Origin of the sequence: Amycolatopsis sp. NPDC004625 (assembly GCF_040609695.1) — a bacterium.
Classification (GTDB): Bacteria; Actinomycetota; Actinomycetes; order Mycobacteriales; family Pseudonocardiaceae; genus Amycolatopsis.
Window position 1 is genome coordinate 198354 of record NZ_JBEXKX010000009.1, and the last position, 16348, is coordinate 214701.

At 72.1% G+C, this 16348-nt stretch carries 14 protein-coding genes; 3 read left to right on the top strand and 11 right to left on the bottom strand.

The window, feature by feature from the left end; genetic code table 11:
• Nucleotides 1-11 precede the first annotated feature (11 nt).
• Complete coding sequence (locus ABZW17_RS13055) at nucleotides 12-515, top strand: hypothetical protein (RefSeq protein WP_354812793.1); 504 nt, start codon at nucleotides 12-14, stop codon at nucleotides 513-515.
• Here the strand turns inward: ABZW17_RS13055 and ABZW17_RS13060 are convergent.
• From ABZW17_RS13060 to ABZW17_RS13095, 8 genes are all read right to left on the bottom strand, one after another.
• Nucleotides 494-1027, bottom strand: a complete 534-nt coding sequence (locus ABZW17_RS13060; protein WP_354812795.1) for a hypothetical protein — start codon at nucleotides 1025-1027, stop codon at nucleotides 494-496. The genes ABZW17_RS13055 and ABZW17_RS13060 overlap by 22 nt on opposite strands.
• 12 nt (nucleotides 1028-1039) lie before the next feature.
• The gene (locus ABZW17_RS13065) at nucleotides 1040-1519 is read right to left on the bottom strand and encodes a TspO/MBR family protein (RefSeq protein WP_354812797.1); all 480 of its coding nucleotides are present in this window, start codon (nucleotides 1517-1519) and stop codon (nucleotides 1040-1042) included.
• Nucleotides 1516-2868, bottom strand: a complete 1353-nt coding sequence (locus ABZW17_RS13070; protein ID WP_354812799.1) for a TIGR01777 family oxidoreductase — start codon at nucleotides 2866-2868, stop codon at nucleotides 1516-1518. Before ABZW17_RS13070 ends, ABZW17_RS13065 begins: the two co-directional genes overlap by 4 nt.
• Before the next feature lie 103 nt (nucleotides 2869-2971).
• On the bottom strand, nucleotides 2972-4954 hold the full coding sequence (locus ABZW17_RS13075; protein WP_354812801.1) for a hypothetical protein: 1983 nt from the start codon (nucleotides 4952-4954) through the stop codon (nucleotides 2972-2974).
• The gene (locus ABZW17_RS13080; RefSeq protein ID WP_354812803.1) at nucleotides 4951-6483 is read right to left on the bottom strand and encodes a hypothetical protein; all 1533 of its coding nucleotides are present in this window, start codon (nucleotides 6481-6483) and stop codon (nucleotides 4951-4953) included. Before ABZW17_RS13080 ends, ABZW17_RS13075 begins: the two co-directional genes overlap by 4 nt.
• Nucleotides 6484-6873: 390 nt before the next feature.
• The gene (locus ABZW17_RS13085) at nucleotides 6874-8667 is read right to left on the bottom strand and encodes an SPFH domain-containing protein (RefSeq protein WP_354812805.1); all 1794 of its coding nucleotides are present in this window, start codon (nucleotides 8665-8667) and stop codon (nucleotides 6874-6876) included.
• A gap of 1 nt (nucleotide 8668) precedes the next feature.
• Nucleotides 8669-9847, bottom strand: coding sequence for a GUN4 domain-containing protein (locus ABZW17_RS13090; RefSeq protein ID WP_354812807.1), 1179 nt, complete (start codon nucleotides 9845-9847; stop codon nucleotides 8669-8671).
• A 234-nt stretch (nucleotides 9848-10081) separates the two neighbouring features.
• On the bottom strand, nucleotides 10082-10522 hold the full coding sequence (locus ABZW17_RS13095; RefSeq protein WP_354812809.1) for a MarR family winged helix-turn-helix transcriptional regulator: 441 nt from the start codon (nucleotides 10520-10522) through the stop codon (nucleotides 10082-10084).
• Nucleotides 10523-10613: 91 nt separating this feature from the next.
• On the opposite strand from ABZW17_RS13095, the gene ABZW17_RS13100 reads away from it, so the two are divergent.
• Nucleotides 10614-11831, top strand: a complete 1218-nt coding sequence (locus ABZW17_RS13100) for an amidohydrolase family protein (RefSeq protein WP_354812811.1) — start codon at nucleotides 10614-10616, stop codon at nucleotides 11829-11831.
• A gap of 52 nt (nucleotides 11832-11883) precedes the next feature.
• Here ABZW17_RS13100 and ABZW17_RS13105 read toward each other — a convergent pair whose 3' ends face one another.
• Together ABZW17_RS13105 and ABZW17_RS13110 are read right to left on the bottom strand one after the other, a co-directional pair.
• On the bottom strand, nucleotides 11884-13773 hold the full coding sequence (locus tag ABZW17_RS13105; RefSeq protein WP_354812813.1) for a hypothetical protein: 1890 nt from the start codon (nucleotides 13771-13773) through the stop codon (nucleotides 11884-11886).
• A 136-nt stretch (nucleotides 13774-13909) separates the two neighbouring features.
• Entirely contained in the window at nucleotides 13910-14755 is an 846-nt protein-coding gene (locus tag ABZW17_RS13110; RefSeq protein WP_354812815.1) for an NAD(P)H-binding protein, read from the bottom strand.
• A 78-nt stretch (nucleotides 14756-14833) separates the two neighbouring features.
• Between ABZW17_RS13110 and ABZW17_RS13115 the strand changes: the two genes are divergently transcribed.
• Nucleotides 14834-15628: a helix-turn-helix transcriptional regulator gene (locus ABZW17_RS13115; RefSeq protein ID WP_354812817.1), complete on the top strand. Its 795-nt coding sequence runs from the start codon at nucleotides 14834-14836 to the stop codon at nucleotides 15626-15628.
• A 70-nt stretch (nucleotides 15629-15698) separates the two neighbouring features.
• Here ABZW17_RS13115 and ABZW17_RS13120 read toward each other — a convergent pair whose 3' ends face one another.
• The gene (locus ABZW17_RS13120) at nucleotides 15699-16223 is read right to left on the bottom strand and encodes a hypothetical protein (protein ID WP_354812819.1); all 525 of its coding nucleotides are present in this window, start codon (nucleotides 16221-16223) and stop codon (nucleotides 15699-15701) included.
• Nucleotides 16224-16348 lie beyond the last annotated feature (125 nt).

Below are 16348 nucleotides of genomic sequence, written 5' to 3' on the forward strand. Positions count from 1 at the left end.
TGGGGGAATCCGTGCGAAGAAGGACTCGCCTGCTCGTCGCCGGGGCGGTGCTCCTGCTGCTGCTCGCCGGCACCGCATGGCTGCTGACCCGCCGGACCGAGCCGGAAGCCGCCGCACCGGCCGCGCCGGCGTGCGGGACGGTCACGACGGCCGATCTGACCGGGCAGCCTCTGGACGAAGGGCAACTCGGCCCGGTGCGTGCGGTGCACGACGCCGCCTGCCACCGCGACTACGCGGCGCTGGCCCGGCTGATGGACGACCCGTTCGGCACCCGCAGCCCGGACGCGGCCCTGGCCGAGCTGCGCGCGAACGACGGCGCCCCGCTGACGATCCTCGCCCAGACCCTCGAAGTCGCGGCGCTCGCCGACCAGGGCGGTCTCACCTACTGCCACCCGCACGGAGCCATCGCGGTCTTCGCCAGGGGCACCCCGGACCACCAGGGCAAACTGACCGACTTCACGCTCACCGGCACCAACCCCATGGCCGAGGCCTGTTACGAAGCCAACCCCCGGTAGGCCGGAGCCGGGTTCCGCCGCACCGGCGCGGTCCACGGTGTGCGGCCCCAGGGCTTGGCGACCGAAAGCCACGTCATGAACAGGAAAGCCACGAGGTTGAGCGCCGCACCGTAGGCCAGCGGCCCGGCCGCCGGGCTCTCCAGCCCGCCCGCGGCCCGGTTCTCCTCCACCCAGACGCCCAGGCCGAACGTGCTGTAGCCGATGACGGCCACGGTGAGCACCAGCTTCACCAGCACCCACCAGTAGCGGGCGACACCCCACTTGGTGACCACGCACAGCACGAGACCGCCGACGAGGCTGGCGAACGCCGCCGGGATCACCACGAAGTCGTCGATCTTCTCGATCATCAGATAGCACACGATCCGCACGTCCGGCCGGTCCGTGTAGCCGGCCGTCATGGCCAGGACGACGTTCGCGGCGCCGGCCCCCAGCCAGCCGACCGACACGGCCACGTGGACGAACACCAGCAGCTGCCGCAGGCGCTTGCCCGCGGTCCGGCCCCGGAACACCATCCGCGTCCCCCCTCAGGGATTGAGCACGACGATCGCCGCGTTGAGCGCCGTGGCGAACAGCGTCCACGCCAGGTACGGCAGCTGCAGCGCGGCGGCCGGCTTCGAGCGCCGCCGGAACACCAGCAGCGTTCCGGCGACCACCACGTCGAGCACGACGATCTCCACCAGCGCCAGGGTGTACGCGCCGGCCGCGAAGAACAACGGCGTCCACGCCGCGTTGAGCACCAGGCCGACCGCGTACCAGGCGAATTCACCGCGAGTCCCCGAGGCGCGCCAGAACAGCCAGCCCGACACCGCGATCAACACGTAGAGCACCGTCCACACCGGACCGAACAGCCAGGACGGCGGCGCCCACGCGGGCTGCACGAGTCCGTTGTAGACAGTGCGTGACTGCGTCGCGGCCAGGCTGCCGACGACGGCCACCGCGGCGACGGCGGCGAGGAAACCCACCAGCGCCAGCGGAGAACGAGCGGATCGGGGCAACGTCGTCATGCCGGGTCTCCCGCGGTCGTAGGAACGGGGGCGGGCGCGGTACCGAGCAGGTGGGCGAGCGCGTCCGCCGGCCGGGGGTGGCGGAACTCGTGCCCGGCGTCGAGCAGCCGCCGCGGCTCGGCCCGCTGGCCGGCCAGCGCGAGTTCCCGGGCGCCGTCGGCGCCCAGCAGCAGCCGCGGGCCGAGCGCGGGCACCTTCAGCAGCGTCGGCCGCTTCAGCACCTTGCCCAGGACCCGGGTGTACTCGGCGTTGCGCACCGGCTCCGGGCTCACCGCGTTGACCGCCCCGCTCAGGCCCGGATCGGTCACCGCGCGCAGGTAGACGTCGGCCAGGTCGTCGATGCCGATCCACGGCATCCACTGCCGCCCGTCGCCGAGCGGGCCGCCCAGGCCGGCGGAGAACAGCGGGTACTGCAGCCGCAGCAGGCCGCCGCGGGGGCTGAGGACCAGACCGGTGCGCACCAGCACCACCCGGTGCCCCGCCACCAGCGCCGGCTCGGTCGCCGCTTCCCAGTCGGCGACCACGTCGGCGAGAAACCCCTGTCCCCGCCCGCTGTCTTCGGTCAGGACCTCGTCGCCGCGGTCGGGCCCGTAGTAGCCGACCGCGGACGCCGAGACGAACACCTTGGGCCCGTCGGCGGTCCGTGCGGCCAGCGCGGCGAGCGCCCGCGTCGGCCCGATGCGGCTGTCGCGGACGGCCCGCCGGTGCCGTTCGTCGAACCGGCCGGCCACCGAGGCCCCGGCCAGGTGCACGACGGCGTCGACGCCGTCGAGCAGGTCCGCGGCGGGTTCCTCCGGCCGCCACTCCCGCTCGCCGGCCGCCGCGGCGGGCCGCCGCACCAACCGGACGACCTGGTGGCCGCCGGTGGTCAACAGGGCCGTCAACGCGGTCCCGACCAGCCCGCTCGCCCCGGTCACCGCCACGGTCAGCGGCTCGTGCCGGTACCGCCGGTGCGCGGCCAGGTCGGCGGCCAGCTGCCGGTGCCGGTAGGCGAACATGGCCCGCAGGAAGGCTTCCGGGACCGGGGTGTCGACCTGGTCGGTGACTTCCGTCCGGTCGGGCCCGGCCGCCTCGAACCGGTGCGTGTGACGCCACTTGAGCAGCGGACTGGCAAGCCGGTCGACGAACTGCCGCGGCGGTTCGTAGCCCGCCGCGTCGTGCGCGGCGATCCACGGCACCCCACCGGGCAGCACCAGCTTCGCCGTGCCGTCACGCAGGGAACCGGCTTCGGCGCCGACCCGCACGGGCTGCCACGGCGGCGTCAGCCGCGTGATGGCGCCGGGCCGGGCGTGCCAGGCGAAGACGTCGTCGACCGCCGACCGGACGACCGACCGGAACACCTTGACCACGGCCACCCCTCGATGCACAGACGCTGCAATGCCCCGAAGTCTAGGGCGATTCAGGACAACTTGCGCGCCGAGGCCGCGAGATACGATTCAGATTCGATGCAGATCAGCTTTCGGCCCGCTGGGTGACGATCGTGGTCGGGGTCAGCTGCGCGGGCCGGCCGGACATCGCGGTGGTCACCGCACCGACGCTGACGTCGAGGGCGAACGCCCAGGTGAACACCACCAGGATGTCGCCGAGGGTGCCGGTCCAGGTCGGTTCCAGCCACCGGTAGGCGATGAGGGACAGCACGAAGCTGAGCACCGTGAACCGCGTCAGCCCCACGGCCCAGCCGACCCCGGCCGCGAGGACCTGGCGCCGGCCCAGCGAAACCCGCGAGCGCGCCACCGCGCGCCGCGCCGGAACGTGCGGTGCGGGGCGCACGATCGCCCCGGTGACCCCGGCGGCGGTCTTTTCCGCCTCCGACGAGCGGCCGAGCTCGGTCTTGGCCAGCGCCAGCAACCCGGGCAGCCGATCGGCCGCCGCGGAAAGGGGCAGGGACGCGCCCAGCGCCGTGCGGACCTCCGCGGCGCGCGCCGCCGCCTCCGGTGTGCGAAGGGCGACGGCGAATTCGTCGACGGCCTGCCCGAGCCGCGTGACGAGTTCGCCCTGCTCGTGCCCGGCGTCGTACGCGGCGCTCAGCACGGCGAGCGGCTCGGCGTCGGCCGCGGGCGGAACCAGCGTCGCCAGCCGGCGGGCCCGGCCGGCGACCGGGCCGAACGCGGGAACGGGCCGGGCGGCGAGGACCGGCCCGAGCCGCCCCGCGCCCTCGATGACGTCGGCCACGTACCGGCGCGCGGATCCGGCGATCAGGCCGACGTCGTTTTCGAGGTTGTCGAGCGCGGTCCGCGCCCGGGTGAGGTCCCCGCGGTTCAGCAGCGCGTCGAGCTCGTCGAGGCACCCCCGCGCCTCGGCCAGGACGCCCGCCCACGGCACGGTGCCGGGCACCGTCCAATCCGGACGGATCACCTTTTCCTGCTCCGGCAGGGCCGCGGCCACCGCGGCCAAGCCGGCGTCGAGTTCCTCGAGGAGTTCGTTGGCCTTGGCCTCGGCCGCGGTGACGGCCGCGTCCAGGCCGGCCACCGGGCGCAGCAGCCACCGGCCGGACTTCGCGTCGAGGCCGGTGAGCAGCTTGCCGATCTCCTCGCGGAACGGGCCGTCCGCACGGCCGGCGATCAGCTCTTCGAGCCGGGCGGCGAGCTCGGTGGCGCGGCCGACGGCCGCGGCGCGGTCCTGGACGGCCACCAGGGTCCGGCGGACGAGCACCCCGGCGAACAGCCCCAGCAGGGCGAAGATCACGATCAGCGCCGGATCGCGCCGCGTGGTCACCCGGAACTGCACGGTCAGCGGCCGGGTCAGCTGGGCGGAGTCGATCTGCACGGTGCGCGTCACGGTCCCCAGCGGCGGCGTCCCGGCGATCGCGTACCCCAGCGTCTGCGCCGACCGGCCGGACATCGGGGTTGCCGGTGCGGTGACCTCGATCCGGTCGGTGCTGCTGTCCAGCCCGGTCACGAAGAACTGCGTGATCCGCGTGTCCGGCCCGGCCACGAGGTGCAGGTCGGGCCGCTCGTCCCGGGGCCCGCCGATGCCCCACTCCGGGATCCACACGGTCCGCTTGACGTCGATCGTCGCCGTGGCCTGCAGGTCGGCCCCGGGCCGCTTGAGGACGACGTCGACGAGTTCCGAACGGCCGCCGGAGCCGACCGCGACCGTGGCCGTGTAGTCGCCGACGCGCGCCAGGGCGTCGACGCGCACGTCGAAGCGCAGCGCCAGCACGGCGGGCTCGATCCGGACGCCGATCGCCTGCACCGTCTCCGCCGCCACGGGCACGCCGTCCCGCACGACCCGGACGACCCGCGCGGTCAGCCCGGTGACGTCGACCCCGGCGGCGGGGGCGAGCGGCAGGAGGACGATCGCGCCGGCTTCGGCCGGCAGCGTCGCCGACGCCCCGGACGGCAGGTCCACCAGGTCGTCGGCGCTCGCCGGGCCGGCCGTGAGCACCACCGCCGCGATCGCGAACACACCGGCGAGCAGGATCGATCGCCTCATGAGGCCTCCAGGACGACGTCGGCCGAGCCGAACGCGACGAAGGCGAGGGCCGGCACCTGTTCCTCCGCGAGGAGGTGCTGCCGGGCCGCCTGCATGGCGGCACCCACGCTCGCCCCGCTCCCGGCCAGCGTGGCGACCAGGCACCGGGCGAACCGGCGGGCGTGGTCGGTCATGATCACGCATTCGGTCGCGATCACGCCGCTGGCCCCGACCGCGGTCAGCGCCGAGACGTGGTCGGTGAGGTTGCCGGGCAGCATCGCGCCCGAGCCGCAGGCCAGCAGCAGGATCAGCGGCGACGGCGCGGTCCACGACCCGGAGAGGACCCGCTGTTCGGTGATCATGCGCGGGGTCAGCCGGATCTCGGCGGTGCCGCAGTCGATCTCCTGCGTCTTCGTGTCGTGGTGGCCGAGGATGGTGACGACCGGGGCGCGGTCCCCCGGGTCCCACAGCAGGGACAGCAGCCGGTGCTCCTTCCCGAGTTGCCGCGGCGCACCGATCGCGGCGAGGTCCGTCACCAGGCCGGTCACCTCGGCGTCGACGACGCCCAGCGCGAGGTCGACCTTGAGCCGGCCCCGGTGCGGAACGAGGTGGCGGGCCAGGTCACCGGCCCCGTCGAGGCGTTCCTCGACCTGGTGGCGCACGCCCCAGAAACCGCGGACGCAGACCACCCGGCTCTCCCGGTCGTGGCCGCAGCGCGTCTCGGAGCCCGGCGGGTCGAATCCCCAGCACACGGGGCCTTCCTGCGCGTCCACCGGCAGGAGCCAGTCGTACACCAGCGTCCACGGGACGGCGTGGTGCCGTTCCGCGCGGGTGATCTGGATGACCTCGTCGGAGCGGAGGGTCAGCTCGCGAAGCGGCTCCCCGGCCTCGCCGGGCAGGTCCCCGAACAGGGCCGCCCACACCGCCCAGCCGCCCTCGGCGAGGGCACGCAGGGCCGCGGCCGGCCGGAGCTGTCCCCGCGCCGCTTCGGTCATCGTTTCGCGCAGGGCGGGGAGGACCGTCGTCCGCACGTCGTCGTTCACCGGGAAGTGCAGGACCGTTTCGCCGGACTTGACGAACACCCGGTGCCGGCCGTCGGCGACGTCCGCGTTGACGACCAGCGAAACGTACCGCCTCCGGAAGTCGTCCACATTGGTCCACGCCGTCGTCGCGGAGTACTCCAGCCGGGCCGAGGTGACCTCTTCGTCGTACCGCTGCTCCCGTTCGTCCACCCGGGCGACCAGCCGGTAGGTCTGGATCAGGTTGTCCCGGTGCAGGACGTTGACCCGCAGCCACGCCTCGCCGGGCTCGGCGGGCGCACGCAGGTCGAAGACGACGGTCCCGGACGGCCCCGCCGGGGGCAGCCGCAGCGACCGCACCACCGGACCGTCCACGGTGAACCCACCGGCGTACACGACGACTTCCAGTTTGTGTCCCAACGCGGAAACCGGCAGCAGCGGGTCGATGGCCGGCTGCGCCCCGCGTACCACCGACCACGGCGACGGGCCGCCGATCCGGGCGTTCAGCAGGTACTGCCCCCCTGCTTGCACCGCGCACCTGTCACCGACAAAGGGAACCTTCTCCGCCGCCTGGATCCCGGCCCCACGACGCAGAGTCAGCTCGAAGATGCGGGGCGGCTCCGGAGAAATGTCGAAATACCGCCGCCGCAGAACCAGCGGTTCCGCGCCCAGGTATACCGCGCCAAGCAGCACGACGATCGAGATCACCAGGAGCGGCAGCCACACAGAGGCCCGGCCCCCGCCAACCAAGACGAGGACAAGGACGAATGACGACCCGGCGGAGACTCCGGTCAGAGCCTGCGACCAGCGGATGCGCACCGTTCCTCACCTCCCGCCGCACGCGGTCACAAGGATGAGTCGCGCGGGCGCCGGACGGCGTAACGGGTTCGGCCTCACACTTCGATCACGAAAGTGACCGGCCTACGCCCCGGCCTCGCCGTCCCCGTTCTCGAGGGGCTTCGGTGCGTCCTGCCGGGGCAGCGTCTTGGTGCCGTCCCGCTGTGCTCCCCAGTCCTTGAGCACGTCCAGGATCTGCGCCGCCGGCATGACGCGAAGCAGCGCGTCGACGCTGTCGCTGCCGCCTCCGCCGCTGATGATCTGCGGGACCTGCGCCCTGGCGTACTGCGCCAGCACGCGCTCGACGCCGACGTACTCGGGCCCGAGCTGCTCGGCCAGCACCTTCACCTTGACGTACTTGAGCTTCTCGCGCTCCTCCTCCACCTTCACCCGCATCATCTCGATCTCGGCGAGCACCTTCTCGTTCTTCTTCTCCGCTTCGAGTTCGGCGAGCCGGGCGTTCGCCAGGGCGACCGCCTGCTCCTGCAGGGAGACCCGTTTGCGGCGCTCGTTGATCTCCGGGTCGTCGCATTCGAACTCTTCGAGGTTCGTGGTGGTCGCGAGGACGCCGATCGGGGCCAGTGCCTGCCGGACCTCGCCCGTCAGGTCGTTGCAGAGCTCGTTGTACTTGGTGATGAAGTCGAGGATCGTCCGCTCGCCCGAAACGCGCCGGAAGTAACCGTCCACAGTGGAGACCAGGACCTTCTCGACGAGCTGCTTCACGGTGGCGCGCCCGCCGATGTCCTTCGTCGTGCCGAACCGGAGGACCAGCTGCGGAGCCACCTCCCGGGGGATCTGCACGGTCTGCTTCATGTCGAGGCGGACCGTGTGGCCCTGCACGTTCAGCACGATCTGGTCGAGCGAGGCGTCCAGGTTGTCGTCGGACTTCTTGTGCTTCGACCATTCCAGGATCAGCTCGCGCGTCGGGATCCGGACGACGTGGGCGAACCAGGGGTTGAGGGAATAGCGCCCGGAGTCGTGCAGGGTCTCCTGCTGGACGCCCTTCCGGCCCTCGCCGGCCAGGAAGACCCACGGCTCCTGGAAGCTGTTGTGGCCGGGCACCGGCGGCGCCACCGAGGACCGGTTGCCGGGACCTTCGACACCCACGTGCGTGACGACGACACCGGTTTCGGCGACCTCGAGTTCGACGTTGCGCAGGTCCGCGAGGTCGAGGCCCTCCCGCTCGGCCGCTTCGGGCGTCTCGACGGTGATGACCTCGAACATCTCGGTGTTGATGTCGTAGTGGCCGCCGGTGAGGACCTGCTGCTGCGGCCCCTGCTCGCCACCGCCGGCGAGGAAGCTGACACCGTCCCGGAAGAAGTCGCACTCGACGTGCTTGGGCAGCTGGCTGCCGGGCGGGCGGATACCGCCGACCCTGGCCTTGACGACGCCGATCGTCCCGTCCGGCACGTGGATCCGCGGCACGGTGACGACGTCGAACATCTCGGTGTTGATCTCGTAGGTGCCGCTGATGAGGATCTGCTGCTGCGGCCCCCGCTCGCCACCGCCGGCGAGGAACTTGACGCCGTCCCGGAAGTCGTCGCACTCCACGTGCTTGGCCAGGGAGCCTTTGACCCGGCGGTTCCGGCCGACCTTGGCCTTGACGATGCCGACCATCCCGTCCGGCACGTCGATCCGCGGCACGGTCCGGACCTCGTGCACGAACGGCACCAGCCACGTGCGGGTGTTGGCCCTGAGCGTCCGTGCCTGGACGCCCTTTCCGCCGCCGACGCTCACCGCCGCGTCGTCGTCCCCCTCGGTCCGCCGGCCGGATTTCTTCACGACGATCCCGACTTCCCCGGCCGGAACGGTGTGCAGCCCGGCCACCCCGAGGTATCCGGCGGCGGCGAGCAGCACGATCAGAACCACGAATTCCACGTCACCACTCCGATTTCCGCAGCTGCCCGTGCACGGCCATGATCATGGACGCCCACTCGTCGTGCCATTCCGGATACGTTTCGCGCTCCGGGTTGCGCAAGGTCGGGTAGAACGGCCCGCCCGCCGCCGCCCGCCGCGTGAACGCGGGATAACGGGGCGAAACCTCCTCCTGGTCCGCGCGCCAGCCGAGCCGCACGCACACCTGGCGGAATTCGCGGCGCTTGGCCAGGTCGAGGCCGGCCAGCCGCCCGTGCTGGGCGCGGAACCCCCAGGCGCCGCCGGAGGTCTCCGCCCACGCGGCGTCCAGTTCGGTGAGCAGGGCGAGCGGCAGCCGGGCGCCGTCCGAGACGCGCAGCCAGCCGCTGCGGCCGCGGCCCGCCGATTCGGCCAGCGCCAGGGTGGTCAACGCGTCCGCGTGCTCGACTTCGTCGTCTTCGAGCAGTTTCCGGACCTGCCGCACCCGGTCCGTCAGCGCCGGATCCAGTCCGGGTTCGGGCACCTTGGCAAGCGGCGCCGGCGCGGGCTCGGGCACGAGCTCAGGCTCGGGCCGTTTCGGGAACGGGATCCGGAGCGGCTCGGGCGGGCGCTCGTCCGGGCGGTGTGCAGGCGTCGAAACCCCCGGTACGTGGACGTACGCGGTGTCCTGGAATTCCTTGACGCCGATCCGGACCGGCCGGAACTGCCCGGGCCGCAGCCCGCCGAGTCCCGATCCGACGACCTTCCGGTAAACCGGGCCGGAGATGATCTGCGCGAGGTTCGCGCGGGAATTCTCGTCCAAAGCGGCCCGCAGCGGCTTCGAGTCGAGCAGCCGGGCGGTGATGACCGACGCGGGCCCGGCCCAGCCGAGGGGGCCGGCGGTCATGACGTCGCTGTGCATCGCGACGCGCAGCCGGATCCGCATTTCCGGTTCGTGATCTTCGTTGTGGTCCGCGAGCCGGATGTCCAGCTGGTCGACGAACCCGCGGACCACGGCGATCAAATCCACGTCGGGCGGCAGCATCGCCAGTTCGCCGTCACCACCGGGCTGCCGATCCCACCGGCCCCGGTCGATTCCGGCGCCGTCCGCCGCCTCGCCCAGAATCCGATCGAGTTCCCGCTGCAGCACGACGTGCCGGCGCACGGGCCGGTCACTGTACTTCCGGATGTCGATTCCGAGCACGAACCGTTCGAAGAGAGACACGCAACCTCCTGCGCGGCGCCCCGACCGCTCGAACCGACGAGAGTGACCGGCCCGACAATACTCCTCCCGAATACCTGATCTGTGCCGTAAGGCACACAAGCAAGAGTTTTCTTTCCGTTATCGCAGCAGCTTGGGGACAGATTCCCTTAGTCAGCGCAAGCAAATCTTCCTCGGCCTCGATTTCCGGGCCATCCGCACACTCCGATACGGCCGGCGACGCCGCGATGGTGCGGTCTACTCCTCTTTCGCCGCCCGCCGGCGCGACCACTCGCCGGCGTCGGCCGTATAGCGGACGAGCAGCCGCGCGAACTGGAGGCGTTCCTCCGGCGGCCAGCCGGCGGTGATGTCCTCGAACGCCGCGCGCTGGTCGGCGGCGAACCGCGTCCGCTCGGCCTCGCCGCGTTCGGTGAGCTCGAGCACCGTCCGGCGGCCGTCGGCCTGGGACGCCGCCCGCCGCAGCAGGCCGTCGGCGATGCAGGCCGCGACCGTGCGGCTGGCCACCGGCTGCACGACCCCCATCTCCGCGGCCAGGCCGCCGACCGTCAGCTCGCCCGGGGCGTCGGCGACGACGTTCAGCACCAGGTTCCGGGACAGGTCGCGGCTCGAAGCCGGGGTGCGGCGGCGTAGCCGGGACAGCGCCGGGCCGATCTGGTCCAGGGCATCCTCACGGCTCACCCTCCGGATCGTAGTACCTCGCACATCTGCATACCAGTGGTGATATACATAGCAGTAGGTATGCAACTCCGAACGAGAGAGCGAGGCCGCCATGGCCACCACTGCCATCACCGGTGCCCGGGTGTTCGACGGGGAGAAGGCCCTGGGGGTGCAGACCGTCGTCCTCGACGGCCGGAAGATCCACCGGATCGGCGGCGACGTGCCCGAGGGCGCCGACGTCGTCGACGGCCGGGGCGCCACCCTGCTGCCCGGGCTGATCGACGCGCACGTCCACTCCAGCCCCGGTTCCCTGGCGCTGGCCCTGCGGTTCGGCGTCACCACCGAACTGGAGATGCAGGGCCTGCACACGCGCGAAAACCGGGCGCACATCACCGAGGACGACACGGTCGCCGACATCCGGTCGGCGGGGTTCGGCATCACCCCGCCCGGCGGTCACCCCAGCGAGCTGATGCCGGAGGGCTTCCGCCCGGCGGGCGACCTGCCGCCGGTGATGCCGCTGATGCCGTTTTCCACCACGCCGGAGCAGGCCGCCGCCCACGTCCCGCAGCTGCTGGCGCGCGGTTCGGACTACATCAAGTTCATGATCGACGACGGCAGCGTCGAAGGGCACCCGGGCCTGCCGATGCTCGACCAGGCCACGCTGAACGCGGGGGTGGCCGAGGCCAAGAAGCACGGCGCCCTCACGGTGGCCCACACGCTGACCCTCGACGCGACCCGGATGGCCGTCGAAGCCGGCATCGACGGCGTGGTCCACGTGTTCATGGATCGCCCGCACACCACCGAAATCGTCGACCTGGTCGCCGGAGCCGGGATGTTCGTCGTGCCGTGCGTCTGCCTCGACGCGTCGATGATGGGCATCACCGGAGGCCCCCTCGCCGACGACCCGCGCGTGGCCGGCCGCCTCGACGTCAAGTGGGACGAAACCCTGCGCTCGAGCTACAACCGTTACCCGCAGGGCACCCTCGAAGACGTCCTGGCGACGGTGCGGGCCCTGGCCGAGTCCGGTGTGGACATCCTGGCCGGCACGGACGCGTCCATGCCGGAAACGTTCTTCGGCGGCCTGGCCCACGGCGCCAGCCTGCACCAGGAACTGCAGTACCTGGTGGCCGCGGGCCTGACACCCGCACAGGCCCTGCGCGCCGCAACGGCCACGACGGCCCGCCGCTTCGGCCTTTCCGACCGGGGCCGGATCGCCGAGGGCCTCCGCGCCGACCTCCTGCTGGTGGACGGCGACCCGACGACGGACATCGCGGACACGCTGAACACCCGGGCGGTCTGGCGCCGCGGCAGCCGGCTCGGGCAGGCGTGACGACGGCGGCTCGGCCGCCCTCCCGGGCGGCCTCGCCCCCGCGGTCCTCCTCTCAGCCGATGTTCTTGAGGAACAAGGACTTCGCCGTGCTCGTCTTCGAATCGTCGACGCCGTGGCCGTGGGTGTAGTCGCGCTGTTCGTTGTGGGCCCAGTCCGCGATGGGCTTGCCACCGACGTCGAGGTGGTGGAACGCGGAACCGTCCCAGCCGAACTGGTAGATCTTCGTGTGGTCGGCGTAGTACGGCGTGTACGCCGCGCCCGCGGTGAGCTGCTTGGTCATCGTGTTGCCGAAGAAGACGTTGCGCGGGCCCGATGATCCGGACCACTTGACCGCCTTCTGCCCGGTCGACCAGTAGATCGGGAACCACGACGAGTCGTCCGGTGCGTCGCCGCCTTCGTCGCCGCAGTGTGCGGTGCAGTTGCCCGAGCGGTGGGCGTAGGAGACGTTGTTCGTGTTGTTCTCGAACAGGTTGTTGCGCTCGTAGCCGCCGTGGATGTTGAAGTCGGAGTCGATGTCGTTGCCGATCACCACGTTGCCCGAGGCCGACCACTGGAAGGTGAAGTGCCGCAGGTCACGGGTCGTGTTGCCGGCGTAGAGCGAGTCCCACACCCGCGAGCCGCGGAAGTAGCCGTTGCCGCCCTTGCCCTTGTTCCACGAGCCGTCCAGCTCGTTGTTCACGATCTGCAGGTTCTTGGCCTCCTCGGTCACGATCGGGTGCGACCCGGTCATGACCGCGTGGATGCCCCGCACCCACGAGTTCGCGGCCCACTTGAACACGATCCCCTGCATGGCCAGCGACGGGGCCAGGTTCCCGTAGTTGTCCTTGGCCTGCTCCGCCGTCACGCCCGGCGGCGGCGCCTGGGTGAAGGTGAAGTCCTCGAAGCCGACCCCCACGACCGGGTCCACGATCGGCGACGCCTTCGACGCGTACGCCGTGCCGTCGATCGGCGCCGAACCGTCCGAAGTGGAATCGACCGGGACGTCGTACTCGAGCGGCTTGTCGATCGACACCGTGTGGTTCTTCGTGTCGATCGCGGTGATGGTGAACCACTGCTGGCGCATGTGCAGGTTCTGCAGCGGCCAGGTCGTCGGGACCGCGTTCATCGACTGGTAGAACTTCATCGTGTTGGCGGCCCGGATGTTGACGAAGCCGCCCACCTTCATGTTCGTCGTCTTGGCGCTCGTGGCCAGGTAGACGGTCCTGTCGCCGGTGCGGGCGGCGAATCCCTTGTCACCCGGCTTCTCCCGCAGCTTCGCGCCGGCCTTCCAGTGCACGTTGACCGTGCCCTCGAAGATGTCCTTCCGGTTGGCCGGCGCGGACTTGTACTGACTGGCGTAACTGGGATCGACACCGCGCGACTGCACGCGGAACAGGCCGCGGCCCGGCCATAGCCAGCCACCGGAGCCGTCCTCGTAGTTCATCTCGTGCTGGTCCCACTGGTCGCCGTCGGGGGTCACCACGTCGTATTCGGTGTTCTTGTCGGGCCGGTAGACGAACTTCGTGCGGTCCGCGCCGGCGCCGCGCAGGATCAGGTAGCTGGCGTCGACGTGGATTTCGTGCGTGACGTCGAGCGTGCCGGCCGGGAACGTGATCAGGCTCAGCTTGCCGTAGCCCGCCGACGGCGTGCACGAGGTGTGGATCTTGTCGATGGCCGCCTGGATGCCGGCGGTGTCGTCGACGCCGTCGTCCGGCTTGACCTGGTAGGTGGTGGCGAGCTGGGCCGCGGTGATCCGGCAGTTCGCGCTCGGGTTGACCGCGTCGGCGCCGGGCAGGTCCTGCCCGCCGCGGAAACCGGCCTTGCTCCAGTCGTAAAGGCCCGGCACCGGGGCCGCGCGGTTGCCCGCCGACGTGTCGAGGGTGGTCAGCGCGCCCGGGCCGGGTGCGGCGACCGCGGCCGGGCCGAGGCCGGCCGCGACGCACACGGCCGCGATCAGGGGCACAGCTTTTTTCTTGTGGGACAACGAAACCTCCGCCGTAGCTGGCTGGTTTGCACCAGGACTGCTTGCAGGCGGCGGTAACCCGACCATACAACCGCATCCCCCGTTAGTAAAGTACCTTTCTAAATGGGGACCCGGTTCAGCGGAAGGCACCGGCGTGGTCCGCGGCCCACTCGGCGAAGCCCCGCGCCGGGCGGCCGGTGACGGCCCGGACCGTCTCCGTCGTCGGCTGCGGCCGGTCCACCAGCGCCGCCAGCCGCCGGATCCGGGCTTCGATCACCTCGGCCGACCCGGTGCTGCCGAGCCCGCGGGCCGCGAACGCCGCGGTGAGCTCACGGCGGTAGTCGTCGAGGTCCTGGGTCTCGACGCGGACCGGACGCCCGGCGGCGCGGCCGATCAGCGACGCCTGGTCCCGCACCGTCAGCGACTCGGGCCCGGTCAGCTCGTACACCGCGCCGAGGTGCCCTTCCGTGAGCGCGCACGCGGCGACGGCGGCGATGTCGGCTTCGTGGATCAACGCCGAGTGCGAGTCCGGGAACGGGTCGCGCACCACCCCGCCGCGGAGGGAGGCCGCCCACAGCAGCCGGTTGGCCGCGAACCCGCCGGGGCGCAGGAACGTCCACGGGATCCCCGCATCGCGCACCGCCTGCTCGGCTTCGCCGTGGGCGCGGGTGATCGCGTCTTCCGACGCCGCGTCCGCGCCCAGGGCCGAGAGCAGCACCACCTGCTCCAGCTCGCCCGCCCGGGCCAGGAACCCGTCGAGGCCGGCCGTGCCCGCGTAGACGAACGCCTTCGTGACGCCGTCGAGCGCCGCGGCCCAGCCCTCGGGCCGGGCCAGGTCGGCCGCGGCCACCTCGACTCCGGCGGGCAGCCGGGCCCGCCCGGGGTCGCGGCCGGCCGCCCGGACCTCGTGTCCGTGGTCGAGCAGGTGTCCCACCAGCGCGCGGGCGACGTTCCCGCGGGCGCCGGTCACCAAGATCGTCATGCCCCGAGCCTGGCCGACGTGACGGCGAACGGGGTAGGCACCGGCGGTACCACCCCGGCGCCGGGTGATGATGGGAGCGTGGACAGGATCGAGCTGGGCGGGTTCCTGCGCAGCCGGCGTGCGCGGCTGCAGCCCGCCGACGTCGGCCTCGAACCCGGCCCGAGACGGCAGACCCCCGGGTTGCGGCGCACCGAAGTCGCCCTGCTCGCCGGGATTTCCCCCGACTACTACGTCCGGCTCGAGCAGGGCCGGGGACCGCACCCGTCGGACCAGGTGCTCACCGCGCTCGGGCGGGCGTTGCGGCTGACCGGCGACGAACACGCGTACCTGCTGCGGCTGGCCCGCCCGGCTCCGCCGCCCCGGCCGCACCCGGTGCCCGCCAACGTCCTGCGGCTCCTCGACCGCCTCGGCGACGTCCCGGCCATGGTCCTCGACGCGGCCTACGACCTGGTGGCCTGGAACGGGATGCTGGCCGCCCTGATCGGCGACCCCGCCACCTGGCCACCGCGGAAGCGCAACCGCCTGCGCCGCCTGTTCGACCCGGCCGACACGATCACCGGCAACCGCCTGGAGCTGGCCCGGCTGTGCGTCGCGGACCTGCGCGCGGGCGGCCGCTACCCGGCCGACCCGGCGGTCCGCGAGCTGGTCGACGAACTCCTCGGGGAGAGCCCGGAGTTCGCCCGGCTGTGGGCGGAACGGGAGGTCGTGGTGCCGCGCACGCTGACCAAGCGGACGACCCACCCGATCGCCGGGCCGCTCGAGCTCGACTGCGAGATCCTGGCCATCCCGGGCCACGAACACCGGCTGCTGATCTACACGGCAGCACCGGGGACAGCGTCGGCGGAAGGCCTGCGGCGGCTGCGCGCGGGGTGAGCGCCCAGGGCCGGGCCGCCGCGACCGGCCGCGGCTTCCACGGCTGACCGGTCACGATCGGCCTTCCGGGTCAGCCGATTCCCAGCACGGATTCCGCCGTCGTCCAGTCGGTGAGCATCGCCTGCTGCGCGTCGTCGAGGGTGACCCGGCGAGCGCAGACCGCCTTCTTGACCGCGTTCTCGACGGAGTCCTTGCTGTAGGAGTTCTCGCTGCCCGCGTGCGGTTCCGGCCAGAGGTTGGCCGGATCCTTCGGGGCGCCCCCGAGTTCCAGGGGCAGGAAGTGGTCTTCCTCGTAGTCGGACAGGCTCGTGTCGGCGTAGCCGTAGTCGATGATCCCCTGCCGCTTGAGGGCGTTGGTGTAGCTGGTCGACGGGCGGATCGTCGCGGTCCACCCGGACACGCAGATGGTCGACCCGATGGTGGCCTGGGTGACGTCCGGGTTCAGCGCGCCCGGCGTGCACGCGGGGTCGGGCAGCGGGAGGTCGGCCCGCGAGCACGAGGCGGCCGGCGTGGCGGCGTGTGCGGGAGACGGCACGGCGCAGGCGGCGAGCAGGGCGGCGGCGGGCAGCACGAACCGCAAACAGGGGACGGACAAGGGAATCCTCCGGACGGTGGGGACCGAGACGCCCGCCAGCGTCCCGGCGCGCCCGTCCGGGCGGCACCTACCTCGGTCGGGAGAATGTTCGCGAACGACCGGCAAAGCGGCCAACGGGTCGAACC